Origin of the sequence: Tropicimonas sp. TH_r6, assembly GCF_033101155.1 — a bacterium.
Classification (GTDB): Bacteria; Pseudomonadota; Alphaproteobacteria; order Rhodobacterales; family Rhodobacteraceae; genus Tropicimonas.
In genome coordinates this window covers 39,137-64,420 of sequence record NZ_JAWMPX010000012.1, presented here as the reverse complement: position 1 = coordinate 64,420, position 25,284 = coordinate 39,137, and the positions used below count along the sequence as shown (strand labels likewise).

22 protein-coding genes and 1 tRNA gene are annotated in these 25,284 nt (G+C 62.6%); 14 read left to right on the top strand and 9 right to left on the bottom strand.

Annotation, left to right across the window (positions count from 1 at the left end; genetic code table 11):
- Positions 1–75 precede the first annotated feature (75 nt).
- The 3 genes from R3X27_RS13145 (at position 76) to R3X27_RS13135 (ending at position 2,739) form a co-directional block, all read left to right on the top strand.
- Positions 76–420 carry an STAS domain-containing protein gene (locus tag R3X27_RS13145; protein ID WP_317709321.1) on the top strand — a complete coding sequence of 115 codons (345 nt, stop codon included), beginning with the start codon at positions 76–78 and terminating at the stop codon, positions 418–420.
- Positions 421–512: 92 nt separating this feature from the next.
- On the top strand, positions 513–959 hold the full coding sequence (locus R3X27_RS13140) for an ATP-binding protein (protein ID WP_317709320.1): 447 nt from the start codon (positions 513–515) through the stop codon (positions 957–959).
- A 202-nt stretch (positions 960–1,161) separates the two neighbouring features.
- Positions 1,162–2,739 carry a gamma-glutamyltransferase family protein gene (locus tag R3X27_RS13135; RefSeq protein ID WP_317709319.1) on the top strand — a complete coding sequence of 526 codons (1,578 nt, stop codon included), beginning with the start codon at positions 1,162–1,164 and terminating at the stop codon, positions 2,737–2,739.
- Between the two features lie 112 nt (positions 2,740–2,851).
- Here the strand turns inward: R3X27_RS13135 and hspQ are convergent, their stop codons facing one another.
- The gene (gene hspQ, locus R3X27_RS13130) at positions 2,852–3,178 is read right to left on the bottom strand and encodes a heat shock protein HspQ (RefSeq protein WP_317709318.1); all 327 of its coding nucleotides are present in this window, start codon (positions 3,176–3,178) and stop codon (positions 2,852–2,854) included.
- 83 nt (positions 3,179–3,261) lie between these two features.
- On the opposite strand from hspQ, the gene R3X27_RS13125 reads away from it, so the two are divergent.
- Both R3X27_RS13125 and R3X27_RS13120 read left to right on the top strand, forming a co-directional pair.
- On the top strand, positions 3,262–4,143 hold the full coding sequence (locus tag R3X27_RS13125; RefSeq protein ID WP_317709317.1) for an AEC family transporter: 882 nt from the start codon (positions 3,262–3,264) through the stop codon (positions 4,141–4,143).
- Between the two features lie 114 nt (positions 4,144–4,257).
- Positions 4,258–4,845, top strand: a complete 588-nt coding sequence (locus R3X27_RS13120; RefSeq protein ID WP_317709316.1) for a lytic transglycosylase — start codon at positions 4,258–4,260, stop codon at positions 4,843–4,845.
- A 5-nt stretch (positions 4,846–4,850) separates the two neighbouring features.
- Here R3X27_RS13120 and R3X27_RS13115 read toward each other — a convergent pair whose 3' ends face one another.
- Positions 4,851–5,447, bottom strand: coding sequence for an outer membrane lipoprotein carrier protein LolA (locus tag R3X27_RS13115; RefSeq protein WP_317709315.1), 597 nt, complete (start codon positions 5,445–5,447; stop codon positions 4,851–4,853).
- A 199-nt stretch (positions 5,448–5,646) separates the two neighbouring features.
- A complete protein-coding gene (locus tag R3X27_RS13110; protein ID WP_317709314.1) occupies positions 5,647–6,876 on the bottom strand; it encodes a UbiH/UbiF/VisC/COQ6 family ubiquinone biosynthesis hydroxylase in 1,230 nt (409 codons plus the stop codon).
- Positions 6,877–6,963: 87 nt separating this feature from the next.
- Between R3X27_RS13110 and R3X27_RS13105 the strand changes: the two genes are divergently transcribed.
- The 5 genes from R3X27_RS13105 (at position 6,964) to R3X27_RS13085 (ending at position 13,919) form a co-directional block, all read left to right on the top strand.
- A complete protein-coding gene (locus tag R3X27_RS13105; RefSeq protein ID WP_317709313.1) occupies positions 6,964–8,292 on the top strand; it encodes an amidase in 1,329 nt (442 codons plus the stop codon).
- A gap of 189 nt (positions 8,293–8,481) precedes the next feature.
- Entirely contained in the window at positions 8,482–9,663 is a 1,182-nt protein-coding gene (locus R3X27_RS13100; RefSeq protein ID WP_317709312.1) for an aminotransferase class I/II-fold pyridoxal phosphate-dependent enzyme, read from the top strand.
- An 18-nt stretch (positions 9,664–9,681) separates the two neighbouring features.
- Positions 9,682–12,591: a DNA translocase FtsK gene (locus R3X27_RS13095; RefSeq protein WP_317709311.1), complete on the top strand. Its 2,910-nt coding sequence runs from the start codon at positions 9,682–9,684 to the stop codon at positions 12,589–12,591.
- Positions 12,592–13,211: 620 nt separating this feature from the next.
- Positions 13,212–13,288, top strand: a tRNA-Met gene (locus tag R3X27_RS13090).
- Positions 13,289–13,751: 463 nt separating this feature from the next.
- Positions 13,752–13,919, top strand: a complete 168-nt coding sequence (locus R3X27_RS13085; protein WP_317709310.1) for a helix-turn-helix transcriptional regulator — start codon at positions 13,752–13,754, stop codon at positions 13,917–13,919.
- Between the two features lie 1,340 nt (positions 13,920–15,259).
- On the opposite strand, the gene R3X27_RS13080 is transcribed toward R3X27_RS13085, so the two are convergent.
- The 6 genes from R3X27_RS13080 to R3X27_RS13055 form a co-directional block, all read right to left on the bottom strand.
- The gene (locus R3X27_RS13080; RefSeq protein ID WP_317709309.1) at positions 15,260–16,102 is read right to left on the bottom strand and encodes an SDR family oxidoreductase; all 843 of its coding nucleotides are present in this window, start codon (positions 16,100–16,102) and stop codon (positions 15,260–15,262) included.
- Positions 16,103–16,141: 39 nt separating this feature from the next.
- The gene (locus R3X27_RS13075; RefSeq protein WP_317709308.1) at positions 16,142–17,482 is read right to left on the bottom strand and encodes a ferric reductase-like transmembrane domain-containing protein; all 1,341 of its coding nucleotides are present in this window, start codon (positions 17,480–17,482) and stop codon (positions 16,142–16,144) included.
- Between the two features lie 105 nt (positions 17,483–17,587).
- Positions 17,588–18,595, bottom strand: coding sequence for an MBL fold metallo-hydrolase (locus R3X27_RS13070; protein ID WP_317709307.1), 1,008 nt, complete (start codon positions 18,593–18,595; stop codon positions 17,588–17,590).
- A 146-nt stretch (positions 18,596–18,741) separates the two neighbouring features.
- On the bottom strand, positions 18,742–19,152 hold the full coding sequence (locus R3X27_RS13065; protein WP_317709306.1) for a nuclear transport factor 2 family protein: 411 nt from the start codon (positions 19,150–19,152) through the stop codon (positions 18,742–18,744).
- A gap of 131 nt (positions 19,153–19,283) precedes the next feature.
- Complete coding sequence (locus tag R3X27_RS13060; RefSeq protein ID WP_317709305.1) at positions 19,284–20,141, bottom strand: nuclear transport factor 2 family protein; 858 nt, start codon at positions 20,139–20,141, stop codon at positions 19,284–19,286.
- 64 nt (positions 20,142–20,205) lie between these two features.
- Entirely contained in the window at positions 20,206–20,496 is a 291-nt protein-coding gene (locus R3X27_RS13055; RefSeq protein ID WP_317709304.1) for a DUF2218 domain-containing protein, read from the bottom strand.
- A gap of 96 nt (positions 20,497–20,592) precedes the next feature.
- Here R3X27_RS13055 and R3X27_RS13050 point away from each other — a divergent pair, with 96 nt between their 5' ends.
- The 4 genes from R3X27_RS13050 to R3X27_RS13035 all read left to right on the top strand — a co-directional run bounded on the left by R3X27_RS13050 (position 20,593) and on the right by R3X27_RS13035 (position 25,278).
- A complete protein-coding gene (locus R3X27_RS13050) occupies positions 20,593–21,474 on the top strand; it encodes a LysR family transcriptional regulator (RefSeq protein ID WP_317709303.1) in 882 nt (293 codons plus the stop codon).
- Positions 21,475–21,752: 278 nt separating this feature from the next.
- Positions 21,753–23,612, top strand: coding sequence for a hypothetical protein (locus R3X27_RS13045; RefSeq protein ID WP_317709302.1), 1,860 nt, complete (start codon positions 21,753–21,755; stop codon positions 23,610–23,612).
- 84 nt (positions 23,613–23,696) lie between these two features.
- The gene (locus R3X27_RS13040; RefSeq protein ID WP_317709301.1) at positions 23,697–24,851 is read left to right on the top strand and encodes a hypothetical protein; all 1,155 of its coding nucleotides are present in this window, start codon (positions 23,697–23,699) and stop codon (positions 24,849–24,851) included.
- On the top strand, positions 24,835–25,278 hold the full coding sequence (locus R3X27_RS13035) for a DsrE family protein (RefSeq protein ID WP_317709300.1): 444 nt from the start codon (positions 24,835–24,837) through the stop codon (positions 25,276–25,278). The genes R3X27_RS13040 and R3X27_RS13035 overlap by 17 nt, the downstream gene beginning before the upstream one ends.
- Positions 25,279–25,284: the final 6 nt, after the last annotated feature.

Sequence of the window (25,284 nt, the reverse complement as noted above, 5' to 3'; positions counted from 1 at the left end):
TGGGACAACGCATACCGAATGGTAAGCTTTTTCGTCCAGCCTTGGCCGGGTCCAGAGCGTAAATGGAGACGGGGCATGGAATTCGAAACTGTCCGCCAGGGAGACATCCTGCGAATCAACGTGTTGGCGGAACGGATCGACGCGGCCTGCGCGATCCAGTTCAAGGACCGGATGCGCGAGCTGTGTGGAACGGAGCCCGCACGCGTGGTCCTTGATCTGCAACAAGTTGATTTTCTTGACAGCTCCGGCCTTGGTGCCGTCGTTGCGGCAATGAAACTCCTCGGCAAGGACAGGCGCCTGGAGTTGGCTGGGTTGTCGAGCAAGGTCTCCAAGGTCTTCCGGCTCACGCGGATGGATTCCGTGTTCACGATCCACAACTCGGCGGATGCCGCAATGAACTCGAATGCTAGTGCCGCCTGATGACGCCGGTTGACGTTCCACCCGGGAAGGCTGTTGGGCCCTCCGAATGCGCGGTATCGGACGGCATCCCCCGGCAACCGACACCGGAAGACATGCCCATCAAGGTTAGCCATGCCCTGACCCGCGTTGTCGGGAGCACACCTGAGGATGTGCGTGCGACACTCAAGCGGGTCGCCGAGGATCTCGGCCGCCTTGGCGTGTCGGAATCAGATCGCGAGGCGGTCGAGGTGGTGCTGGCGGAGTGCATGAACAATGTCGTCGAGCATGCCTATTGCGAGAACCCGAACGGAGAATTCGAACTCAAGCTCTGCCTGACGCAGGAGAGCCTCTTCTGTCGTGTCGAGGACAGGGGCAAACCAATGCCCGGCCTTGCGATTCCGACCGGTGACCAGCACGATCTCTCGGTCGATCTGGACGAGTTGCCGGAAGGCGGGTTTGGCTGGTTCCTGATCCGCGAGCTGACGCAGGATCTCAACTACAGCCGCGAAGCAGATCGCAACAGCCTCTCCTTCAATATCTCTCTCGGTCAGTCGGAGTGAGCTTGTCCGGGCCGTCAAATCATTGCCGCAATGGTTCCATGAGCTGGACAGGAAGATCAGACATCGTTCTCTCGTAGCTGGAAAAGGCTTCCCTCGGCGCCGTAAATCACAGCCCCCACCTAGTGTGCGGCGCCGAGGAACTCCCCAATCGCTCTGGACCATTTCCCTTCGAGCCCCCAGATTGGCGCCGGAGGAGAACAAGATGCGAGACTTCCACAGACCAGGCCGCTCGACGGTCCATGCAGAGCGCGGGCTCTGCGCCACGTCCCACCCGTTGGCGGCGTTGGCAGCAATCGACTGCCTGAAGCAAGGCGGCAACGCGGTTGATGCCGCGATTGCCGGGGCTGTCCTGCTCGGGATCTGCGAGCCACAGATGACCGGCATCGGCGGGGACTGCTTCGCCCTTGTCAGCACCCCTTCCGATGGTCGGATCCACGCGCTGAACGGCTCCGGCCGCGCGCCCGCCGGCCTCGATCCCGAAGCGCTGCGAGCGGCCGGGCAGTCCACGATGCCGATCGACAGCGCCGACGCGGTCACGATTCCAGGCGCCATCGCTGGTTTCGCGGAGCTTTCCGAACGTTTTGGGCGTCAAGGACTGGCCGCGTGCCTTGCGCCGGCCATCGACTATGCCGAGGCGGGCGTCCCCGTCGCGCCACGCGTGGGGTTCGACTGGGCCCTGGACGCAGAGCGCCTGTCGGGCGATGCCCGCCGCTTCTTTCTCAAGGATGACCGCGCCTTCCGCACCGGCGAGATATTCCGCGCGCCCGGGCAGGCCGACGTCCTGCGCGCGGTCGCCGAAAGCGGTCCGGACGCCTTCTACCGCGGTGCAATTGCCGAGGACATGGTTGCCAGCCTGCGCGCCCGGGGCGGCAGCCACACGGAGACGGATTTCGCTTCCTGCCGTGCTGACTGGACGGAGCCGGTTTCCAGCCTCTATCGCGACCTGGAGATCGTCGAGCATCCGCCCAACGGGCAGGGCGCCATCGCACTTCTCATGCTCCAGATGCTCGGCGCTCATGACATCGCCTCGCTGGACCCTTTCGGCGCGGACCGTGTGCATCTTGAGGCCGAGATTGCCCGGCTTGCCTACGAGGCCCGTGACCAACTCCTCGCCGACCCTGAGCATATGACGGATCCGGCCTGCCTGCATGACCCGGCCCTGGCGCAGAAACTCGTCGCGCGCATGGATCTCGGCGGCGTTCCCGGCCTGCGCAGTCCGGCGGAAGCCACCCACCAGGACACCATCCTGATCACAGTCGTCGACCGCGACCGCATGGCCGTTTCATTGATCTACTCGATCTTCCACGGATTCGGCTCCGGCATCGCCAGTTCCCGCAACGGCATCCTGTTCCACAATCGTGGCGCGGGCTTCTCGCTCACACCGGGCCACCCGAACGAGGCTGGCCCAGGCAAGCGTCCGCTGCACACCATCATCCCCGGCATGGCGCGACGGGAGGGGAAGATCATCCTGCCATTCGGCGTAATGGGCGGACAGTTCCAACCAACCGGCCATTGCCGATTGATCAGCAACATGGTCGATTTCGGTATGGACCCGCAGGAGGCCATCGACGCTCCGCGCGCCTTTGCCCTCGATGGCGAAATGAGGCTGGAAGAGGGCTATCCGGAGAGCGTCCGACAGAAACTGGAGCGGTACGGCCACAAGGTGGTCCGCCCCGAAGCCGGACTCGGCGGTGCACAAGCGATCCTGATCGACCCGGACAGTGGCATGCTGACCGGTGCCTCCGATCCTCGTAAAGACGGCATTGCGCTCGGCTACTGATCGACGCAAATCAAATGGAGAGCGGCGCGCGCAGCGCGCCACCCTCAACCGCATCCAAGCGCGACAGCGCGCGTGATGTGGGCGGGAGCGCCCCCGTTCGCGTGCGGAGACCTCAGTTCAGCTGAAAATGCAGCGGATAGATACCGTCCTCGAACTCTCCAAAGAGGTCGGGCAGGTCAGGGTGATCCACCGGTTCCCCGGAATAGTCGGGCACCAGGTTCTGTTCGGAGACATAGGCCACGTAGTAGCTCTGATCATTCTCCGCCAACAGGTGATAGAAAGGCTGTTCCTTGGCCGGACGGGACTCCTCCGGAATCGCGTCATACCACTCCTCGGTATTCGAGAACATCGCGTCGACATCAAACACAACGCCCCGGAAGGGATGCTTCCGGTGTCGCACGATCTGTCCGAGATGATATTTGGCTTGACTCTTAAGCATACATTGATGTCCCCACAATTCCTGCCTAAGGCGTTGAGGCGCCCGTGTCCATGCGTTGGGGCCCAAAACACCGGAAACAGTTTGTGAACATCGTCCTGACAGTGCTGGAAATCACTTCACCAGTCTTCCTGCTGGCTGCACTTGGCATCGGCTGGGACAAGGCCGGATGGGATTATCCAGTCGAGTTTGTCACTCGCCTGGCGATGACACTCGCCGTGCCCTGCCTCGTCTTCACGTCGCTTATGAAAACGGAGGTGGATCCTTCGGCGCTGGCAGCGATCTCGATTGCCGCTTTCTGCGCTTATGGCGTAATCGCCCTCGCCTCCTGGGCCCTCGTCCGGGCTGTCGGGCTGGACCGCGGCAGCTACCTCGCGCCCCTCACTTTCGGCAATACCGGCAATCTCGGTCTGCCTCTGGCGCTCTTCGCTTTCGGTGCGGTCGGATTGGACTATGCCGTGGTGGTGCTAGCTGTAACCAGCATCCTCGTTTTCACAATCGGGATCTGGATGGTCTCGGGCACCAGCAACCCCACACGCGTCCTGCGGGAGCCAATCTTTGTCGCCACCGTCCTCGGGCTCGTATTCCTGTGGCAGGGATGGCAACTGCCAGTCTGGCTGATCAATGGGCTGACGCTTGTCGGACAGATGGCGATCCCGCTGATGTTGCTCACCCTCGGCGTCGCCATCGGCAAACTCCGCCCTGCCGATATCGGGCCTGCGGTCCTGCTTTCGCTGATCAAGGCCGCTATTTGCGGGTTTTCGGCGGTCGCGGTCGGGCTTGCCTTTGCGCTTCCGCCGATACCCTTCGCCGTCCTGGTGGTCCAGATGATCACTCCGGTCCCCGTGACCTCCTATCTCCTGGCCGTCCGCTTCGGTGTCGATTCCGGGGCCGTGGCCGGTCTGGTTGTCGTCTCATCGCTGCTCTCGGTGGCAGTTTTGCCGATCGCGTTGGCTTTTTTGCTCTGACCAACGGTTTTGTCATCGTCCCGCTCAGGTTGATTGTTCCATCGGCGTCAGGTTTGGCCTAGACTGGGGCCAATAAAAGACGAGCAGACAAAAAAACATTAATCGGACAGGCAGATGACCAGACTTATCTGCGCCCTGTGCATCCTCGTGGCCCTTGCCGGCTGCGGCGGTGGCAACAAGCGCTCCCCCAACAATCTCGACAATGCGTGCAGCATCGTCAGTCAACGGCCCAACTACCTGCGGGCCATGAAATCGGCCGAACGCAATTGGGGCGTTCCCGTCCCGGTCCAGATGGCGATCATCCATCAGGAGAGCAAGTTCGACGGCGATGCCCGCACGCCCTATCAGTGGTCGCTCGGCGTGATCCCGATGGGCCGGCAGAGCTCGGCATTTGGCTACAGCCAGGCTCTGGATGGAACGTGGGACGAGTATCGTGAGAAGACCGGCAATCGCTCCGCCAAGCGGGACAAGATCCGCGACGCGACCGATTTCATGGGCTGGTACATGAACCAGACCCGCGACAAGCTTGGGATTCCGCTCTCGGATGCGCGCCGCCAGTATCTCGCCTATCACGACGGCTGGACCGGCTATAAGCGCGGCACCTACAAGTCCAAAGGCTGGCTGGTGAATGTCGCCGCCAAGGTGGGTGATCGCGCCACCATGTACGACCGGCAGCTTCGCAGCTGCGGCAAGATCCGGTAACGCGCTTACTGGCGCCGGGCCTCTTCATGCTGGATGTTGAAGAGGCTCGGTTTCAGGTCCATGCCCTTCTTGAGTTCACCAAGAATAACCGTCGTCTGGTCCCCACCGCCATCGGTGATGACCCATTGGCGCAACTCGGTCGGGCTGGCGGTGAAGACGAGCTGGATCGTGCCGTAGTCGGGATGCTCGGGATCCTGTGCCACCACGGTTGTCTTGGTGCCATCACTCTTATGGCCGACCACCATGTTGCGGCGGCCGAGATTGACCGTCTTCTCAAGGATCAGGTTGAGCGGCGTCTGCCGCAGCGGGAATTGCTCGGCATTGCTGTTCGATTTTCCGTCGAAGATCGCGACCGTGCCGCCGCCGGCCATGACAAGCGAGCGGTCGGGCGGGTTGTACTCGAAACGGATCCGGCCGGGGCGCTTGATATAGAGCTGGCCGGTGGAGATCGTTCCATCCGAGTTGATCTGCGTGAACTCGCCTGCCGCAGTCTGGAAGGCGTTGAAATAGTTCGAGATAGCGTTGAGAGAGAGTTTCTCCGCCGCTGCCGGTCCGGCCAGAACGAGCGTGGCCGCAAGGGTAAAAAGCAACTTCCTGATCATGCCTCATGAGTATGGGCTGGGGCCTGCGCTGACCAGTGTCAATTCCATCAAACCAGCGTGACCGGCGGCGAATTGCCGGACTGGCTGGCCCGCTCCAGAGAGGGCTTGCTCCATCGATAAGATGCCGATGTGACTGCCCAATCCCGCGCGTTCGATCCGCGCAGGGATTGCGGCGGTCGGCGCCGGGTCCGGTCTCGCCTCAGACCGGCTTGCCCTTCAGCAGATTCGGCACATCCCCGGTCACACCGGCCGCCTCGCGGATGAACCGCTGGCGCAGAGCGGGCATCCTGTCGATGGCGGCCATGCCCAGGCTGCGGCCAAAACGCAGGATCGGATTATCATTCGAAAACAGCTTGTTGACTGTATCCATCCCGATGGCCAGCGTGGCCCGATCGAAGCTGCGCCATTGGCGGTGTCGGTCCAGAACCAGAATCGAACCGATATCCTCGCCGCGCCGACGTGCTTCGGCCAGGACCTGCGTCAGCGTGGCGACATCGACCAGCCCCTGATTGAACCCCTGCCCCGCAATCGGATGCACGCCCTGGGCCGCATCCCCGATCAACGCCAACCGCTCCTTGACGATCTGATTCGCCATGGTCAGGTTCAGAGGATAGCTGAAACGTGCGCCGGCCAACCGGATCTCACCCAGAAAATCACCGAAGCGCGGGCGCAGCGCGGCCAGGAAACCTTCGTCATCCATCGCTGCGATCTGCTGTGCCGTGGCCGGATCCTCGCTCCAGACAATCGAGCTCCGATTGCCCGGCAGCGGCAGGATCGCCAGAGGCCCGTTCGGCATGAAGAACTGATGCGCAGTGCCCTCATGCGGCTGTTCGTGCTCGACGGCGCAGACCAGCGCGGTTTGCCTGTAATCCCAGCCGGTCCGCTGGATACCGGCCCGCAGGCCGACGCCCGATTTTCGCCCATCGGCGCCCACCAGCAGCGCGCCGGAGAGCTCTTCACCCGAAGCCAGCGTGATCCGCGCATTCTGAGGCGTGATCTCCTGGGCAACCACATCCACGCCCGAGCGCACGGTCACAAGCGGGTTGGCCTCGATCGCCTCCAGCAGCGCGCGCCGGAGATAGCGGTCCTCCAGCAGGTAGCCCATGACGCCTTCGTCAAGCTCGCCATGATCGAAATGCATTGCGAAGGGCCAGATCGGGCCTTCGCCGGGGCGGCCGTCGGAGGTGACGATATGCAGGATCGGCTGGGCATGATCTGCCACCTGCTCCCAGATCCCGATGGTGGCCAGAAGCCGCTGCGAAGCAAGCGCCAAGGCATAGGAGCGCCCGTCAAACGCCGCATCGGCTCGCGCGTCGAAGCTGAGCCGGTCCACGACAATAGAGGACATGCCGGCCTGGGCGGCGGCAAGGGCCAGCGACGGGCCGTTCAGACCGCCGCCGACGATAAGGATATCGCAATCATGTTTCATCGTCCTCAGAGATACCTTCCTGCGCGGGATTGTCCATGCGCTGCCCTGCCGCTACCGTCGCGCGGAACGATTTTTCCGGAGGAAATCATGAACGAGTGGCTGACTATGAGTGCCGCGGATCTCGGGCGCGGAATCGAGGATCTGAAAATCGATCCCGTGGCACTTACCGAAGCCTTCCACGCCGCGATCGCCGCTCATCCCTTCGGAGACAGGATCTACACTCGTCCGACCCGCTGGCGGGCGTTGGCCGAGGCCACGGCAGCGCGCGAGCGTGCCCGCGCCGGCTTGCGTCGTTCGTCGCTGGACGGGGTGCCGATCAGCTGGAAGGACCTGTTCGACTCGGCCGGCACCAAGACCGAGGCCGGCAGCGCCTTGCTCAAGGGCCGCACGCCGCAGACCGATGCCGAAGTGCTTCGAAACGCCACCTCGGTTGGGCTCGTCTGCCTTGGCAAGACCCATATGACCGAACTGGCCTTCTCTGGCCTCGGGCTCAACCCGGTCACCGCGTCCCCCCCCTGCGTCAATGATCATGACGCTGTTTCGGGCGGCTCTTCGTCCGGCGCAGCGACCTCTGTCGCCTTCGGGCTGGCCGCAGCCGGGATCGGCTCCGACACCGGTGGCTCGGTTCGCGTCCCCGCAGCCTGGAACGACCTTGTCGGGCTGAAGACCACAGCTGGACGGCTCTCGTTGAAGGGAGTTGTCCCGCTCTGTGTGCGCTTCGACACGGTCGGACCGCTCTGCCGAACCGTCGAGGACGCCGCCCTCCTGCTCGCCGCACTGGAAGGCGGCAAGCCGGCGGACCTGACCGGCGCCACGCTGAAAGGCAAACGCCTCCTTGTCCTCGAGACCGTCGCTCTGGACGACCTGCGCCCGGAACCGCGCACCGCCTTCGAGGCCTGCGTCGACCGCCTCGGCGCCGCCGGTGCCCGGATCGAACGTCGCGCGCTGCCCGTCGTGGCCGAAGCCATGGCGCTGTCGCCGAAGCTCTTCGCCCCGGAAGCGTATGGTACCTGGAAAGACGTCATCGAGACCAATCCAGAGCTGATGTATTCCGAGGTCCTGGCCCGCTTCCGGGGTGGCCGCAACGTCTCCGGACCGGATTACGTCCAGGCCTGGCAGACGCTCGAATCCCTCCGCGCCGAATACCTGTCCCTGACTGCCGCCTATGACGCCGTGCTCGTCCCCTCTGTCCCGAACATGCCGCCCAACAAGGCCAGGCTTGAGGCGGATGGAGATTACTTCACCACCGAGAACCTGCTCGCCCTGCGGAACACCCGCATCGGCAATGTCCTCGGCCTTTGCGGGTTGACCTTGCCGACGGGCGCACCCTCGACCGGCCTGATGCTCCTCGACGCGCCACTGCGCGAAGAGCGCCTGCTTCGACTGGGCAGCGTGATCGCGCCGATTTTGCGCTAAGCTCTTTCTGTTTCGACAAATATCCCGTCGGGCTGGGGACGGCCTCCCGACCTGCCGCTCCATTGGCGTAAAAGCCACAAGCGACACGGCACGGCACACAATTTCTGGACCCGACGCGGCGCAGTGGCTAAGCTGCAAACAAACGGGGCGTTATGACCCCGACCCTGAGGCAGTACAGAAATCGAGCGCATGACGTTCCCCGAAAGGTTCTCGGACCTACCCGAATACGCGTTTCCGCGCCTGCGGAAGCTTCTCTCCGCTTCCCGGCCCGGAAGCGAGGTCATCAACATGACCATCGGCGAGCCGCGTCATGCCATGCCCGGTTTCGTCGCCGAAGTGCTCGCGGAAAACATCGACGGTTTTGCCAAATATCCGCCCAACGAAGGCACGCCAGAGCTGCGTGGCGCCATCTGCGACTGGGTTTCGCGCCGCTATGGAGTCGCGCTCGATCCCGAGACCCAGGTCATGGCACTCAACGGCACCCGCGAGGGGCTCTTCGGAGCCGCCATCGCGCTCTGCGCCGAAGAGAAACGTGGCCAGAAACCCGCGATCCTCGTGCCGAATCCGTTCTACCAGGTCTATGCCGTCGCAGCGCTGACTGCCGGGGCCGACCCCGTCTTCGTTCCGGCGACAGCGGAGACCGGCTTCCTGCCTGATTACGCAGCGCTCGCGCCGGATCTGCTCGATCGTGTCGCCATCGCCTATATCTGTTCCCCCTCCAACCCGCAGGGCGCCGTTGCCGACCGCGCCTACTGGACGCGCCTTCTGGAATTGGCCGAGAAACACGATTTCCGCATCTTCGCCGACGAGTGCTACTCCGAGATTTACCGGAGCGCCCCGCCCGTCGGCGCGCTTCAGGTCGCCCGCGAAACCGGCGCAGACCCAGAGCGGGTTGTCATTTTCCACTCGCTCTCCAAGCGCTCCAATCTGCCGGGGCTGCGGTCGGGCTTCGTCGCGGGCGGTCCGGCCTGCCTTGCCCGGATCCGCCAGTTGCGCGCCTATGCCGGTGCTCCGCTGCCGCTACCGCTACAGCGCGTTGCCGAACAGGCCTGGGCCGACGAGGCGCATGTCGCGGCTTCGCTCGCCATTTATCAGCAGAAGTTCCAGCTGGCCGATGAGATCTTTGGTGGGGTGCCGGAATATGCCGGCCCCGAGGGCGGCTTTTTCCTCTGGCTGCCAGTCGCCGATGGCGAAGCGGCGGCAATCCGTGCCTTTGAGGCGACCGGCGTTCGGGTGCTGCCGGGCGCCTATCTGGGACGGGAAACACTTGGTGGCAATCCGGGTGCGGGCTATGTGCGCGTGGCTATGGTGGCCGAAATGGACGAGTTGCGGCGCGGACTGACCCGACTGCGCGACTGCCTCTACGAATAACAGGGACGACAGAATCCGATGGCATATCAGACACGACAGCGCGACCCCCTGCTGGATGCGAACATGCAGGAAGCGATCGAGAAACGCGGCCGCGAACTGATCGGCCTGGCCTTGCTCGGCCTCGCCGCGGCACTCGCCGCCATGCTCGCCTCCTACACGCCGCAGGACCCGTCCTTCTTCTCTGCGACGGACGCACCGGCCCAGAACATGCTCGGGAAATTCGGCGCCTCCATCTCCTCGCCGCTCTTCATCGTGGTGGGTTTCGGCAGCTGGGTGCTGATGCTGGCCACACTGGCCTGGGGGATGCGGCTGCTGTTCAACATCGGCTCGGAACGCGCCATCGCACGCCTGCTCTTTGCGCCCATCGCCGTGGCCGCCGCCGCGGTCTACGCCTCCTCCATCGCCCCGGCGACGGGCTGGTCGCACAGTTTCGGGCTGGGCGGTCTTTTCGGTGATACCGTGCTCGGGGCTGTACTGAACATGTTGCCAATTTCGGCCAGTTCCGGCGTGCGCCTGCTGTCGATCCCGATCCTGTTCCTTGCGCTCGGCTTGACTCTCTTTGTCTGCGGTTTCACCCCGGACGAGCTTCGCCGCACGGGCCGCTTCATCCTTGTCGGAATCGTGCTCTCCTATGCGGGTTTGCTGCGGCTCTTCGGCGCCGGGCTGAACGGCGCGGGTGTCGCAGCGCGCGGCGTCGCTGCGCGGAATGATGAACGCCGGGCCCGACGGGCCGAAGCGCGGACCGCTGCGGCCGAACTGAACGAGGCCGAAGATTTTGTGTTGACCGAGGAGGTCGATGGCCCCGCAGCTGAAACCGTGCCCGCGCCCACTGGTCTTCTCGCCACAGTGTCGACCCTCGTGCGCCGTTCACCCCAGCCGGAGATTGTCGAGCCCGCGCCTGAGCCGGAGTTGGCCGAGGCAATGGAGGAGCTCGAAGCGCCTTCGGAGGACCGGATCAAGGCGCGCATCGCCGATGCGATCAAGCTGCGTGCCCGCACGGGTGGCGCACGCGCGCAACCCCGGATCGGACGCACCGAGCCCCCTGTCATGCGCCGTCGCAAGCCGGATCCGCTGATCCTCAAGGTACCCGGCGCAGTTCCACCCGCGCCCATGGCCGAGATCGACGACACCCCGCCGGTCCCCGTGCCCGCGATCCAGACACCCGAGCCCGTGGCGTACCTGCCTGAGGAGCCGGCGCTGGAGGAAATAGAAGACCACGCGGCGATCGACATCGCGCAACCCGCCGGACAGGCAGGTCCGCAGGTTGCGCCGCGTATCCAGCAGCGTGCCATGCCGGTCACCCCCGAAGAGCCGAAGCCGATGGTCCAACATCCGGACCGGACGGCGCCCAAGCCCTCTCGACAGGCTCAGGCCGAGGCCCAGCCGAAGTTGGAGCTGGAGCCGCAGGAGGTGCTCGCCTATGAGCACCCGCCGCTGTCGCTGCTCACCAGCCCGACCTCGATCAAGCGTCACGTCCTCTCGGACGAGGCGCTGGAAGAGAATGCCCGCATGCTGGAGAATGTTCTGGACGACTACGGCGTCAAGGGCGAGATCGTCTCCGTGCGCCCCGGCCCGGTCGTCACCATGTACGAGTTGGAACCCGCGCCGGGCCTCAAGGCCTCCCGAGTGATCGGTCTGGCCGATGACATCGCCCGCTCCATGTCGGCACTCTCCGCGCGTGTCTCCACCGTACCGGGTCGCTCGGTGATCGGCATCGAACTGCCCAACGTGAACCGCGAGAAGGTCGTGCTGCGCGAGATCCTGTCGGCGCGGGAATTCGGCGATACCTCCATGCCGCTGCCGTTGGCGCTCGGCAAGGATATCGGTGGCGCGCCAATCGTGGCCAACCTCGCCAAGATGCCCCACCTGCTGATCGCGGGCACCACCGGCTCGGGCAAATCGGTGGCCATCAACACCATGATTGTCTCCCTGCTCTACCGGCTCTCGCCGGAGGAGTGCCGGATGATCATGATCGACCCGAAGATGCTTGAGCTGTCCGTCTATGACGGCATCCCGCATCTGCTCTCCCCCGTCGTGACCGACCCCAAGAAAGCCGTCGTGGCGTTGAAATGGGTCGTGGGCGAGATGGAGGATCGCTACCGCAAGATGTCCAAGATGGGCGTGCGGAACATCGAAGGCTATAACGGCCGGGTGCGCGACGCGATGAACAAGGGCGAGATGTTCTCGCGTACGGTCCAGACCGGCTTCGATGACGAGACCGGCGAGCCTATCTTCGAGACGGAGGAGTTCGCGCCCGAGCTGCTTCCCTTCATCGTTGTTGTCGTCGACGAGATGGCAGACCTGATGATGGTCGCCGGCAAGGAAATCGAGGCCTGCATCCAACGCCTCGCGCAGATGGCGCGGGCTTCCGGCATCCACCTGATCATGGCCACGCAGCGCCCCTCGGTCGATGTCATCACCGGTACGATCAAGGCAAACTTCCCGACCCGGATTTCCTTCCAGGTGACGTCGAAAATCGATAGCCGGACGATCCTTGGTGAGATGGGTGCCGAACAGCTGCTCGGCATGGGCGACATGCTCTACATGGCCGGCGGCTCGCGTGTGACGCGTGTGCACGGTCCGTTCGTCTCCGACGAGGAGGTCGAAGAAATCGTAACCCATCTGAAGTCCTTCGGGCCGCCTTCCTATATCGGCGGCGTGGTCGAAGGGCCGGACGAGGAAAAAGAAAGCGATATCGACCTCGTACTCGGTCTCGGGGGCAATACCGACGGCGAAGATGCTCTCTACGACCAGGCGGTGCAGATCGTCATCAAGGATCGCAAATGCTCGACCTCCTATATCCAGCGCAAGCTGGCTATCGGCTACAACAAGGCCGCGCGCCTGGTCGAACAGATGGAGGAGCAAGGATTGGTGAGCGCCTCGAACCACGTCGGCAAGCGCGAGATCCTGGTGCCGGAGTCGGAGTAAGTCCAAGCTACACGCCGATGCCCTGAAATTGGGGCCCGGCTGTCCGCAGGGCGAGCCGGAGCGCCCAAGCAGAGGACTGCTTTTCTGTCCCAAATCCACGGATGCCGACCTTCGCGCGGGCGCGGTCTTTCCTGAGCCGGTCGGGCTGACACATCAATGGCAAGACAGTCGTCCTTGGTACCGGATGTGCTTGCGGGCAAAGCCGGGTCATCCATCGGATCCGAAAGGGCAACATTGCGGGCCAGATCGAAAACGCGGAGGGGCACCCTCCCTGCCCCGGCAAACAATAGGGATCATCCTTGGCCTGACCACGTACCTGATCACCGAACCCACACCTGTCCCGGCAGCCAGACGTTATGTCCGGCGGGCGACGTTCCGACTACAGGCGCTCGCGCTCGCGGGTGTCCGTTCAGAATTCCACGCGATCATTTGCTGAAGGACGCGTGCACCTGGAATATGGTCGCCACTTGCGCGGTCTCCGGCACTTTCCGGCTGGACCAGAGCGCCCCCCAGGAGTGGACATCCTTCTTCTCAACGCACAATCACCAGAGAGACCGAAAAACGGTACGGTCCCTCTTGACGGCCCACCTCAACTCCTTTACGCCGCGCCCACGCCTTGGGGCGGAGTAGCTCAGCTGGTTAGAGCAGCGGAATCATAATCCGCGTGTCGGGGGTTCAAGTCCCTCCTCCGCTACCAAAAATTTCCTTTTGTTTCAGACCACTCCTCCAGTTGTGTTTGGGTTGGGCTTGGAACCCGCTTTGTCTGGGGTGGCGCCGGGGTGGCGAAAGCCAGTTCCTGTGGCGATACCTGACATCCCAACCCACCACGGAACCAGGCTTACGACAAGACGTCGAATCGCTGAATGATGGCTCTCCGGGGTTCTTGCGCCCCGTGCCGGCGCGATACGGCAGAAGTGTGAGGGTACGCGATTGCGTGCCGGCATTATCTCGCCGTGAAGCTTTGTAGGCCTTTCCTGAGTTCGTCTTATCGGTCCAGACATCAAGTTCCTGCTCGGGTCACTGGAACCTCCGACTGGCCTGCAATCGTTTGTTGAAGGCTCTCTGATCGACGACGCAGATTTTTCTTTTCCGCGTCAACGCAAAGCGTCCCAAATCATTTCAACACGAAATTGAAAGGCACAAACATGAGGAACGCCCAATTGGAAGATCAACTTGTCAGCATTCACACCATCGTCGAAGCTCTCGGACGTTCGAAAGCAAGCGTCTATCGCGACATCAAACGTGGAGCTTTCCCGAAGCAGGTGAAAATCGGTGGGTCTTCGCGCTGGAGGCTCTCCGAAGTCGATCGCTTCATTGCGGGCCTTTGATGTTCCTGCTTCATCCGGGATCTGTTCCTGGCTATCGGGTACAATTGCTCGATAGCCAGGGAAATTCATCGACCTTGGCAGCTCGTGTCCACCGTCAGGTGTTTGGGAACCAAGGACTCCCGTTCGAGGATATCTCCGCGAATGAAGTTGATGATGTTCTGGAGATCATGAGGGCAGGCAGGCTGAGAACAAAGCTGGATCGCCGTTGCGATGCCACTGACGCCGAATATGATGAGGTCAAGCCCGCGACCCCGCGCCTGCGGGCGGACGCCTTTGTAAAACACTGCTGGAAACCGCGTGCCATCGCGACATGCTCTTCAAGGTGCAACTTATTGACGAGAGTCCGTTCTCCGTCTGCACTTGGTCGACCCAGGATGAGCGTGCCCGGACATGCTGGGAAGATCGCATCCACCAGTTCCTCCGAACAAAAGGTATTCCAGGGCGGGATTCCGAGCCGGTAGCACATTCGTGCTTCCTCGGCGAACGGCCGCGGCTTGTGCCGCGTTTGCTGAACCGTCGCCTTCAAGCTCGGCCGATTGCGGCGGACAGATGGCAATCATGCCGTTTTTTCTGTCCTTCGCTTCGGATTTCTCTGCATCAGCGAGTTTGCTCTCCGTCGCGGGCACCAAGAAGCTCATGTTCTGCACCTGCCAAAAGATACCCAATCAGCCTACGGTGCGTTCCAGTTGTTCGTACGACTGTCAGAGGGTCAGCTATGCGGATCGAGCCGCCATTCCCGCCGACAGCGGGTTGGTCGGCTCACTGCGCAGAGCGGGCCTTCGTCCAGTAGATGCCCTTCTCGACCGCAGCATAACTTCGATCGACGCGAACGGCCCTTAGCCGACATTTGTCGGGCTGCCGTGGCATCAATTGGGATGCTAAAAAGCGGCCATTCCTGTACTTTGCAGCACCGGACGGAGTTTTTGGCTGCTCATTAGCCAGGACGCCTCCCAAAAACCATTCTCCCGCCTTACCAGCCTCAGAAAGCTCGGGCTCAGAGTCGCACCGTTTCGTATTCCTCGCGTCTCTCCTCCAAACAAACCAATCTTCCACTCCTGACGGCCGCGCTTAATTGTGGCGCGCTACGTAACGTCGTCAACCTTCACCGCCTCCATCCCCACATATGTCCGCTTGACCAGTTTTATGGCGTGGTTTGCCCGCGGTGTGCCGCGACGTGGTTCTGGAAAGGCTCGATGTATTGCAGCAGGTGCGCTTCCTGCATGCGTTCTGCCAGCCGGACCGGAAGACGTGCCCGAAGGTTTGGCGCGTATGGCGGTGGCGCACACCCGCTCTGGCCCCCGGTTCGCGCCGAGGGCCTTTGGCCGGATGGCTGGGAATGATCAACCCACCGCGGCGAAATACGCGTCCCATCTCTGATGCGGGCGGCCAGCGGCTTTCTCGAAGTCGCTGGGGGCGTCGAGCGCGCCGTCGTGGATGCTCTGGTAGATCCCGGCAATGACCGTGCCGATGAACTCGCCCAGCTCGGCAATCCGGTCGGCCATGTAGGCCTCGTGGGACATCGGGCGGTATGTCAGCTCGGTGCCGAAGGCCCGGTTGAGATACGCGGCCAGTTGCGTCTGCGTAAGGGCTTCGCCATGCAAAAGGTAGGTCTGACCGTCGTGTTCCGCACCGGTGAGCATTCGAGCGTAGGCGTAGGCCAATTCCGGCCGCGTGGTGTAGCCGCAACGGCCCTCGCCGGCGGAATTGGCGATCTCGCCCGCTGCCTTGTAGCTCTCGATGTATTCCACATCCGGTTCGATATAGATGCCGTTGCGCCCGATCACCCAGTCGAGGCCGCTCGCCCGCACATCCGCCTCGGTCTGCCGGTTGCTCTGGATAATGGGGGAGAAGGCCGTGCCTTCGTCGGCACCCTGAACCGAGGTGTAGACGATCTTCTTCACGCCTGCGGCCCGGGCCGCCTCGATCACGTTGCGATGCTGGCCAATGCGATCCTCGGGGGCGGCCATGCCGGAGACCAGCAGGACGGTATCGACCCCGGCCAGCGAGGCCCGTAGCTGGTCTGGGGCGTCGTAGTCGCCCGGGCGAACCTCGACTCCAAGATCGCGGGCATTTTCGGGCGTGCGTGCGAGGCCGATGATCGGCTCGGAGCCGCCCATCTCGACAAGGGCACGTGCGATGGCAGCTCCGAGCTGGCCGGAGGCGGCGGTGACGGCGATGGTCATGGGAGTCTTTCCTGTGTTCGAGCGGGAGGGCTTGCGCCCTCACCGCATGTTGAAGAGTTCCTGGTGGAAGGCACCTGAGGCGAGGCCGCGCTCGACAAGGTCGCCCTTGAGAGCCTGCCCGAAGCTGGCCGGACCACAGAACCAGACGGAAGCCGATTTCCACTCCGGCACCATCTCGCGCAGCCGGTCGCCGGTCAGGAAGCCGTCCCGGTCGTCGACCAGGACATGCAGGGTGATGCCGGCAGCCGCCGCGTCGGCCCTGAGGAGTTTCATCGCCTCCTCCGACAGCTCCTTCGTAGAATGGATCAGGTCGATGCTCTTGTTGCCGCCTGTCCTCGCCAAATGCTTCATGCGCGCGATGAAGGGGGTGATGCCGATGCCGCCGCCGATCCAGATCTGGCGCTCGCTTGTGTCCTCGAAGGTGAAGCGCCCATAGGGGCCTTCAACGATGGCCTCGCCGCCGACCTTCAACGTCTCCGGCAGGAAGTCGGTGTAGTCGCCAAGCCCCTTGGTGATGAAGGTGACCCGGCGTGAGTCCGCGTCCCAGGCGGAGGCGATGGTGAACGGGTGCTTGCCCTCGCGCGGATCGAAGGTGACGAAGGCGAACTGGCCCGCGTCATGGCCTTTCCAGCCGTCCTCCAGCGCGATGCTGATCTCGGTGGCGCCGAGCTCCGGGAAGATCCGCAGGGCTTCGATCATGCCAGTTGCGCGGTTTCGCCGGCCGATCTGGCGGGTGAGCGCCAACACGGCGGAAACCGTGCCGCCAGCCATCAGCAGCGCCATGACGATGCCCAGCGGTTGCGACCATGCGGCGTAGTTGAAGGTCGGGATCGCGTGCAGAACGAGCGCCAGATAGGCAATTGCGATGATCGTGTGAGTGGAGACGAAATACTTGTAGGGGAAGCGCCTGATCAGGGCGAGCACGATCAGGACGACCGCGGCGTAGAAGGCATATTCCCCCAGCATCTCGGACGTCGGGCGCATGGAGTTGAGGAATTCCTGCATCGCGGGCAATTCCGGGGCGCCCTCGGGGCGTGCGGGGCGTTGCGGCGGGGTCATCAACCCCCACTGGACGGCCCATTTCGGCCCCATGGCGGCGATCCAGTGGAGTGGTGCGGTGATCAGCGCCGAGATGCCGAGCCATTTATGCAGGCGGTAGGATTTGTCGAGCCCGTTCAGCCAGGGCTCCAACCATTTCGCGCGCGTGGCGAGGATCATGGCAACGCTCATCGCGCCCATGGAGAGCACGCCGAAATACTGGACCAGCAGGTTCCGGACGGCAATCACGTTCAGGTTCTCGGGAAGGGGCAGGTTCACGGCGAGCCAGAACGCGGTCAACAGGCCGGGAATGGCCCAGAGGGCGATCTTGATGTTTTTCATGTCTTGGGCCTTTGGAGATACGGACCGCGGGCATCTCGGCCCGCGGTACGATGTCCTGTTTGTGTTCGCCTTTTCTACGGGGCTGCTATCACTTTCCGTCGCGTCTTACGGATCGAGGATGACCATGTGCATGAACATGGTCTGGCAGTTCTCGACCATGTTGAGCGGCGCATTGCGGATCTTGCCGTACCATTTCTCGCTCATCTGCACGGCACAGGCATTCGAGGCGGTCATGATCCCTTCCTTGTAGGTGTAATGCATCGCCGACTCGTCGTAGCGGCCGGCAGCTTCTTTCATCGCCAGCTTGTAGGCGTCGCCCTGGACGATCCCCATGAGCGTCTGCTTCATGTCGTCGATGAAGGTCTGGTAGATTTCCATGTGCTCCGGCGTGCCGACGATCCGTTCGTGCCCGACGATAACGAAGTTGAAATCGTATTCCGCCAGCAGTTTCTTCGGCAGTCCGAAGGCGAACCACGGGTCGGAGCTTTCGCCCCAGTGGATCCAGGGCGCAGCACCGGGGTGGAACATGTCCACGGCAAAGAGGATCTTCTGTTCCGGCGCCCAGCCGATCAGATCGTTCTGGCTGTGCCAGTTGCGGCCCGGATCCTTGAGTTCCAACCGGAAGCCGCCGGTTTCCAGCACATATTCATCGTCGAATACGACGTCCGGCATAGGACGATTGGGGTCGTTGGCCTCGGCGAGGAACTCCGCCGTCTCGTTCTCGGCGATAAGGATGGCCTCCTCGGGGAAGAGATGGGCGCCGTCCGAGTGGTCACGGTGATGGTGGGAATAGATCACATGGGTGATCGGCTTGTCCGTGACGTCCTTTACCACGTCGAGCAGGTAGGGTGTGACGTCCGGCTTGGCATCGTAGACGACGACGCCCTCGTCGGTGACGAAGAATACCATGTTCTCGAAGTCATCGTAGACGAACCAGGCATTCTCGGCGACCTTGTAGTAGCCGTACCCTTCTTTCGGCAGGGGCTCGTAGACGAACGCCTCCGAGCTGTATTTCGCCTTGGTTGCCTCGTAGTCGAAGGCTCCCTCCGCCGAAGCGCCTATCGGCAACAGCCCCAGGGCCATTGTCGCAGCCGCGATCAATCTTGCTGTCATGTTCAACCTCGTTTCGGGTTTGATCGCCCGTTCCCTCTTGCCGCTTGCAAGCCCGTCTTACGTCATCGAGGCTGGAGGAATTTGACCTGCACGCCCCAAATTCTTTGCTGCTGGACCCGGATCACCGGGCCCAGCACCACGTCCCGTCAGCCGTGGTAGGCTTGGCTCACGGCGAAGCTGTCTTCGAACCAGTGCCAGAGCACGACCTGGCCATCCTTCACCTTGGCGCGCAGGGCGAAGGTGAACTCACCAATCTCCTTGCCGCTTTTCGGCGTGATGCCGTTCATCTTGCCGAAAACGGCAACCGTGTCGCCGGAGGCGAAGGCATCGGTGTTCTCCCAGAGCGTCGTCTGCAGGTTTTCGGAGAAAACCTTGAGGAAGCCGAAGATCGCCTCCTTGCCCTCCCAGGTGCCGATCCAGGGCAGGGTCTTGTCGCCTTCGTTGTGCCAGACCATGTCATCGGCCATCAGCGCCGACATCTTCTCCATCTCGCCGCCGCCCATTGCGCCCATGAAACCCATGACGGTATCGAAGCTTGCCTGCGTGGTGTCGTCCATTTCTTGTGCTCCTGCTGTCTGTCCGAGGATGAGCGCCAGCGAGGCGCCGAGAGTTGTTGTCAAAAGAGTTCTGCGTTGCATGGTGTCCTCATGGCTTGGTGGCCCCGGAGCACCCCCGGGGCTGGGGGGATTCAGAATTTACCGGCGTCGTTATGCTTGGCGTCCGGGCCGGGCATCGGCGCGATCACGTCCCAGTGCTCGACGATCAGGCCGTCTTCGAGGCGGAACAGGTCGTAATAGGCCTGCGGTTCGCCACCGAAGGCGCCTTCGGAAAGCGTCAGCACGAAATTGCCCTCGCCGATCACGTGATGGACCTTCGCATATTCCATGCTTATGCCCTTCTCCGCGATCGACTGCATGAAGGCGCCAAACCCTTCGAGCCCGTCGGCCACCATCGGGTTGTGCTGGGTGTATGTCACCGGGCTGATATAGTCGGTGATGTTCACCTCCTCATGCGCGATCAGTGACTTGTTGATGAAGTCGAGCACCTTGGCCTTGTTCGCCACGGTCTTGTCGAGATCGGTGATCTCGGTCGCGCCGTCGATCTGGCTGTGGCCCGACGGGTTGAGCGGCTGCTCGGGGATCAGGTTGTCCCAATGCTCGACGATCTTGCCATCCTCCAGCCGGAAGACATCGAAGGCGATCATCGGCGTTTCGCCAAAGCCCTCGTAGCGGCCGTGAAAGGCCACCATGTCGCCATCGGCGATCACGCGGGCAAAATCGGCCTTGAAGTTACCGCCCCCCGCCAGCATCGAGATCATCCCCTTGAGGCCGTCGCTGCCATTGGGCACATCCGGGTTGTGCTGGATGTAGCCGGGGTCGAAATAGGTATCGACCGCCTCCGGGTTGCCCTTGGCGAGGGTCTCGGTAAGCGCCTCGATGGCGAACGCCTTGTTGGCCGCAGTGTCCGCGGTGTCCGCGATGACGGCGAAGGGCAACGCCGTTGCTGCCGCAAAGGCGAGTGTCGAGACGAAATGCCTGACTTTCATGATCTGTCCTGTTCATTGCTTGAAAGTGGTGGGGGAAGTGACCGCGTTTCCTGAGGTCACTACGTCAGGTCTGACGCGCCGGCCCCCAGTCGATCCGGGGGTTTTCGCGAAAGGCAAAGCGCTCCAGATGGCTGCCGATTACTTCGGCGGTCTTGTCCAGATCGGCCTGGGTGTCGGCCGAGGCCAGCAGCTCGAGGTGGCTCTCGTCAGCCTTCAGATCGCAGCGGCCAAAGGGAAACTCGACCCGACCGGTCGTGCCGTCATTCTGCGCCGGCACCTTGCGTCCGAAATGCTTGCACAGGGAGGCCATGTATTGGGCCCCCTTCGCTGTTTCGAGTTGTGCGAAACTCTTCATTGTACCGCTCCTTCATGTTTCGAGAGGAAGGTAGCGGTGCCTCATTGTTTTGAATATTGAGTAATTACAGAAGTTATAGATCGGGTGAGCCGTACAATGATCGACCATCTCAAACACATGGCCATCTTTGCGCGGGTTGTGGATGAAGGCTCCTTTCGCGCCGCGGCGCGGGGCATCGGCCTGTCGCCGTCCCGGGTGAGTGAGACCGTCTCCGACCTCGAAGCCTTCCTCGGGGTCACGTTGCTCTATCGTACGACGCGCAAGATCGCGCTTACGAATGAGGGCCGCATCTTCTATGCCCGAGTGGCCGACATGATGCGGACCGCCGAAACAGGCCTGAACGAGCTGAACGCCCTGGCGCTGGAACCTGCGGGGGCCTTGCGGGTCTCGCTCCCCGCCTTCATGTCGTCGTCTGGCCTCTCGACGGCAATCGGGGAGTTCATTCGCCTGCATCCGCATGTTGCCTTGTCTGTCACCTATACCGATCACCCGGTCGGCCTGATCGATGACGGGTACGATATGAACATCCGGGTCGGTTGGCTCGACGACAGTTCGATGATGTCCCGAAAGCTCGGGGAAATCGGGCGCCTTCTGGTTGCCGGTACGGACTATGCGGCCTCCAGGCCGGAACCGGAACATCCAACGGATCTGGAGGAGTGGGACTGGATCAGGTTTCAGCATCGCTCCGACGTGACCGAGCTTATAGCGCCCTCGGGAGAGGTTGTGAAAATATCCGGCCAGTCCCAGCTGCAGGTCGACAGCGCAGATGCCCTCGACCATTTCGCCCGCATGGATCTCGGCGTGACACTTCTGCCTGCCCACCTCGCCGAGCGCGGGATTGCCGCCGGAGAACTGGTGCATCTGCTGCCCGAGTGGAGCCTTCGAACGCTGGGTGTCTATGCCGTTTGGCCAGACAAATCCCGACGCGAGAACCTTACGCTTCTTTTCGTGCGGTTTCTGTCCGAACACCACAGATAGCAGGCCATTTTCGAGTCGATGCGCCGTCCGCCAACGACGGCATGCGCCCGCTCCAAGCGGCTGCGCGTAAAACTTCCGTGTAGAGACTGACAAAAATCGCCGCTGCGGCTTGGGTAGGCTCCGGTCACGGATTTCCGGGAACTTACGAGGAGACCAGGCAGGCAAGGGACACGGCCTGCAGTGCTGATCCACCTCGGACAAGGCGGCGCCAAAGCTGCCAGCCAGGCTCTTGGAACCGCCGCCAAACGCAAAGGAAACAGGAAAAAATGGCGTTAAGCATGAAACGGGGTGTACTCCTCGCAACAACCCTTGCCGGCATCGGTGCGCTGCCCGCAGCCGCGTCCGACACCATGGCCGACATGGGCGGTATGGGCGATTCCATCGACGATCTGCTGGCCCGTGGCGAGCAGATCTATTTTGAAGACGGCGGTTGCGTGAACTGCCACGGCGAAGTCGGGGACGGCGATGCTGGCCCGGCGCTGAATGCCAAGGCGCGCACGCCTCTGGACGTGTCGATCGCCTTCAAGACGGTGCCGCGCATGGCGCCTTTCGTCAACGAGTTGAATCCCGAGAAGCGCGACTACCTCGCCATCGCCATGTTCCTGACCAACGGGCTGGCCAAGGAGGAGCTGCACGAGGAACGGATGGCGGAGTTCCATGCCACGCTCGAAACCTTCTCGGCCAAATCGACCCTGGAAGGCTTCACCCTGACCTCCCGCGACGAAGCGATCATGGAGATCTCCCCCTGGGAGACCGAGGAGACATGGGAACGGCGCGCCAAGGAAGGGTCGCTGAAGCAGACCTATGACAGCAAGGTTCTGGAAACCTGGGATTGGCCGGCGGAAGACGTGGTTTTCAGGCCCGAACCGGGCAAGACCTATTTCTACGAGAACACCGGAATCGACAAACACCCCGGCTCGGCCGATCTGGTAGACTTCCAGGCTGTGAAACCGCGTGTGACAATCGGCGATGCCGAGACTCACAAAGTCATCGCCAGCCGCGAACTGCCTGCAGAGATGAAGGGCACGATCCACTCCACCTTCGCCACCGCCGACGGCAAGTATATCTATATCTCCGGCGGCAAATACGGGCAGGTCATGTCCTATACGCATGACCACGAGGAACTCAGCCTCGACGCGATGGCCGACGGCCCTGCGGCAGCCTCGTCGATGGCGGCAGTGCTTGAGCTGATGTCGGCGCCTGCGACCCTCATCAAGGTCGAGGCCGCAACCCTGCGCCCAGTGGCCCAGGTCGATATCGGCGGCCGTGTCCACCACGGGCAGCTGTTCCAGGATCGCTACCTGCTGATCGACACCTTCTCGACCGCCGAAAACGGGCTGGACGTGTTCCTGTACGATCCGGAGACCGACAGCGTGATCGGCGGCGTGCGCAACGTCGATCTGGGCGGTGCGGCCTACACGGCCTGGACCGACAACGAGTTCATCTACGTGCTGATGGAACCCGTGGGCTACGATCCGATGTCGCTGACCCATACCGGCTACATGGGCGGCGTGATGACCAAGGTCGGCAAGCTGACCACCTTGCGGGACTTCTGGGTTGCCAAGATCGACCCCGAAACCTGGGAAGTCGTGCATGAATACACCTATCCCGGCCATCGTGGCGACTGGATCGCCATCGATTCCAAGAAGGAGCACATGTACATCCCCGCCGGCGCCACCGGCAACATCTCCAAGGTCAAGCTGGACACCGGCGAGCTGGTCTGGGCCAACGCGGTCGGCACCGGCCCCTATGGCGCCACGCTGAACGCGGACGAGACCGAGGTCTGGGTGGCCAACAAGGGCGAGACCACGGGCCTCTTCGGGCGCACGCTGACGGTGCTCGACGCCAATACCGGCTGGCCGAAGCACACGCTGATGACCGGCTACATGACCGACCACGTCCTGCTTGCCCCGAACGGCAAGGAGATCTGGGCGACCTCGAATGGCGAAGGCCGGATCTATGTCTATGACGCCGCGACCTACGAGTTGAAGACGGTGATGGACATGCCCGGCAATGGCGACGCCCACGGCCTCGTCTGGGCCACCGCCGACGAGAACGCCAACCTGCGTGTCGTCCGCGACCAGGGCAACTTCCACAGCGACATCCACCCCGCCAAGGGCAAGCCGTTGCTGTACTGAGACCTCCCTCGGACAAGGGATGGGGCGGCACCCGGTCGTCCCATCCCGCCCCCTTCTCATGTCATCCCTGCACGGAGCAGACAGATGAAACCCGCCCGCCTCCTGCTATCCTTCACCGGTATTCTTGCAGCCTCTGTTGCCGGCTATTTCCTGATGGCCGAAGCCTCGCCGCAACAGCTCACGGATCTGCGCGACGACTACCGCTTTGCCTTTGCCCGCAGCTTCGACGCGCAAAAGGTCGTCGCCATCGACACCCATAACCAGACCAAGGTCGCGGAGATCGATTTCCCCCACAAGGTCGGGGATATCCTGGTGTCGAAGATGCTCGACATGCTTTTTGTCAACGATCCCGAGAACAACGCCGTCACGCCGGTCTTTCTCAAGGACCTGAGCCTCGCCCCCGGTTTCGCGATCGGCTTCACGCCGGTCCAGTCGATCCTCGGCCCGGAAGACCAGTTCGCGGCCTTTGTCGGCGCTGAAGGCGAGCTGCTTGTCTTCGATCTCGAAAACATCCGGCCGATCTATCAGAACGCTGGCTTCCAGCCCGGCGCCAGGATCGCCTTCTCCGCCTCCGGCCATGACATCCTCGTTGTCGAGGGCGAGCGGAACCAGCTCCTCGCGATCAACCTCGAAGCGGGCAAGATCGTCGGCGTCGCGGACCTGACACTGAAAGCGGGCACACGCGACATCTCCGCCGTTACCCGCTCGCTCGATGGTCACACCGGTTTCATTGCCGTCGGCAGCGAAGACCGCGTGCTTGTCATCGACCTGGACAGCTACAGGATCACCCGCTCGATCCCTGTCGGCGACGCTCCGGTCCGGCCCTACGCCACAAATGACGGCGCCTACCTGCTTGTGGCGAACGAGCTTTCCCGCGATTTCAACGTCATCGACATGCTGACGTTGGACGTCGTCACTAAGATAGAGACCGGCATCGCCGCACAGGCGATCAACACCGGCTTCTTCGACACCCGCGCCTATGTGATGCCGCGAGACGGTGGAACCATGGCGGTTGTCGACCTCATGACGCTCAAGCAACTCGACAGCATCGAGCTTCCCGGCCCGACCGATGACGGGCTTGTCACCTCCGACATGGAGACCCTGCTCGCGGCCATCCCCTCCACCGGGCAGATCGCCCAGATCTCGGTCCGCCAGAACAAGGTGCAGGCGCTGATCAATACCGGGCTGGAAGATGTCCGGGGAACGAAAATGGGAGTCGTCAATGCGATTTGTCACTGAAACCCTCCGCAACGCCCTGGTTGGCGCAGCCCTCCTGGCCGCCGGGTCGCTTCCGAGCCATGCGGAGGACGCAGCCCCCTCCTTTTTCTTCACGCTCACCAGCGGTGAGGTGAACGAGGCCGGCGCGGCGCTGCACCTGGCCCGGACCTTCCGCGGCAAGGGGCGCTCGGTGCATGTGCTTGTTATCGGAGAGGCGCTCAAATTCGCCACCAGGGGCGTGGAGACCGCGCCCTTTGCCGGCTATGGCAAGACCCCGCAGGAGATGCTCGGCATGGTCATCGAGGACGGTGTGACCGTCTCGATCTGCCAGATGTGCCTGTCGGTCCAGTCTGTCGAGGAAGGCCAGCTCATCGACGGTGTGGCCATCGTCAACGGTTACGACGTGCTCGACGCCATCGAGCAATCCGAAAAGCAACTCAGTTTCTGAAACCCA

Bases quoted from the DNA above. Each gene is read 5' to 3' on its own strand.
- R3X27_RS13050 (WP_317709303.1), top strand. From the start codon at position 20,593: ATGATCGACCATCTCAAACACATGGCCATCTTTGCGCGGGTTGTGGAT.
- R3X27_RS13105 (WP_317709313.1), top strand. From the start codon at position 6,964: ATGAACGAGTGGCTGACTATGAGTGCCGCGGATCTCGGGCGCGGAATC.
- R3X27_RS13140 (WP_317709320.1), top strand. From the start codon at position 513: ATGCCCATCAAGGTTAGCCATGCCCTGACCCGCGTTGTCGGGAGCACA.
- R3X27_RS13045 (WP_317709302.1), top strand. From the start codon at position 21,753: ATGAAACGGGGTGTACTCCTCGCAACAACCCTTGCCGGCATCGGTGCG.
- R3X27_RS13040 (WP_317709301.1), top strand. From the start codon at position 23,697: ATGAAACCCGCCCGCCTCCTGCTATCCTTCACCGGTATTCTTGCAGCC.
- R3X27_RS13055 (WP_317709304.1), bottom strand. From the start codon at position 20,496: ATGAAGAGTTTCGCACAACTCGAAACAGCGAAGGGGGCCCAATACATG.
- R3X27_RS13115 (WP_317709315.1), bottom strand. From the start codon at position 5,447: ATGATCAGGAAGTTGCTTTTTACCCTTGCGGCCACGCTCGTTCTGGCC.
- R3X27_RS13110 (WP_317709314.1), bottom strand. From the start codon at position 6,876: ATGAAACATGATTGCGATATCCTTATCGTCGGCGGCGGTCTGAACGGC.
- R3X27_RS13135 (WP_317709319.1), top strand. From the start codon at position 1,162: ATGCGAGACTTCCACAGACCAGGCCGCTCGACGGTCCATGCAGAGCGC.
- R3X27_RS13065 (WP_317709306.1), bottom strand. From the start codon at position 19,152: ATGGACGACACCACGCAGGCAAGCTTCGATACCGTCATGGGTTTCATG.
- R3X27_RS13095 (WP_317709311.1), top strand. From the start codon at position 9,682: ATGGCATATCAGACACGACAGCGCGACCCCCTGCTGGATGCGAACATG.
- R3X27_RS13035 (WP_317709300.1), top strand. From the start codon at position 24,835: ATGCGATTTGTCACTGAAACCCTCCGCAACGCCCTGGTTGGCGCAGCC.
- R3X27_RS13060 (WP_317709305.1), bottom strand. From the start codon at position 20,141: ATGAAAGTCAGGCATTTCGTCTCGACACTCGCCTTTGCGGCAGCAACG.
- R3X27_RS13080 (WP_317709309.1), bottom strand. From the start codon at position 16,102: ATGACCATCGCCGTCACCGCCGCCTCCGGCCAGCTCGGAGCTGCCATC.
- R3X27_RS13070 (WP_317709307.1), bottom strand. From the start codon at position 18,595: ATGACAGCAAGATTGATCGCGGCTGCGACAATGGCCCTGGGGCTGTTG.
- R3X27_RS13075 (WP_317709308.1), bottom strand. From the start codon at position 17,482: ATGAAAAACATCAAGATCGCCCTCTGGGCCATTCCCGGCCTGTTGACC.
- R3X27_RS13100 (WP_317709312.1), top strand. From the start codon at position 8,482: ATGACGTTCCCCGAAAGGTTCTCGGACCTACCCGAATACGCGTTTCCG.
- R3X27_RS13120 (WP_317709316.1), top strand. From the start codon at position 4,258: ATGACCAGACTTATCTGCGCCCTGTGCATCCTCGTGGCCCTTGCCGGC.
- R3X27_RS13145 (WP_317709321.1), top strand. From the start codon at position 76: ATGGAATTCGAAACTGTCCGCCAGGGAGACATCCTGCGAATCAACGTG.
- hspQ (WP_317709318.1), bottom strand. From the start codon at position 3,178: ATGCTTAAGAGTCAAGCCAAATATCATCTCGGACAGATCGTGCGACAC.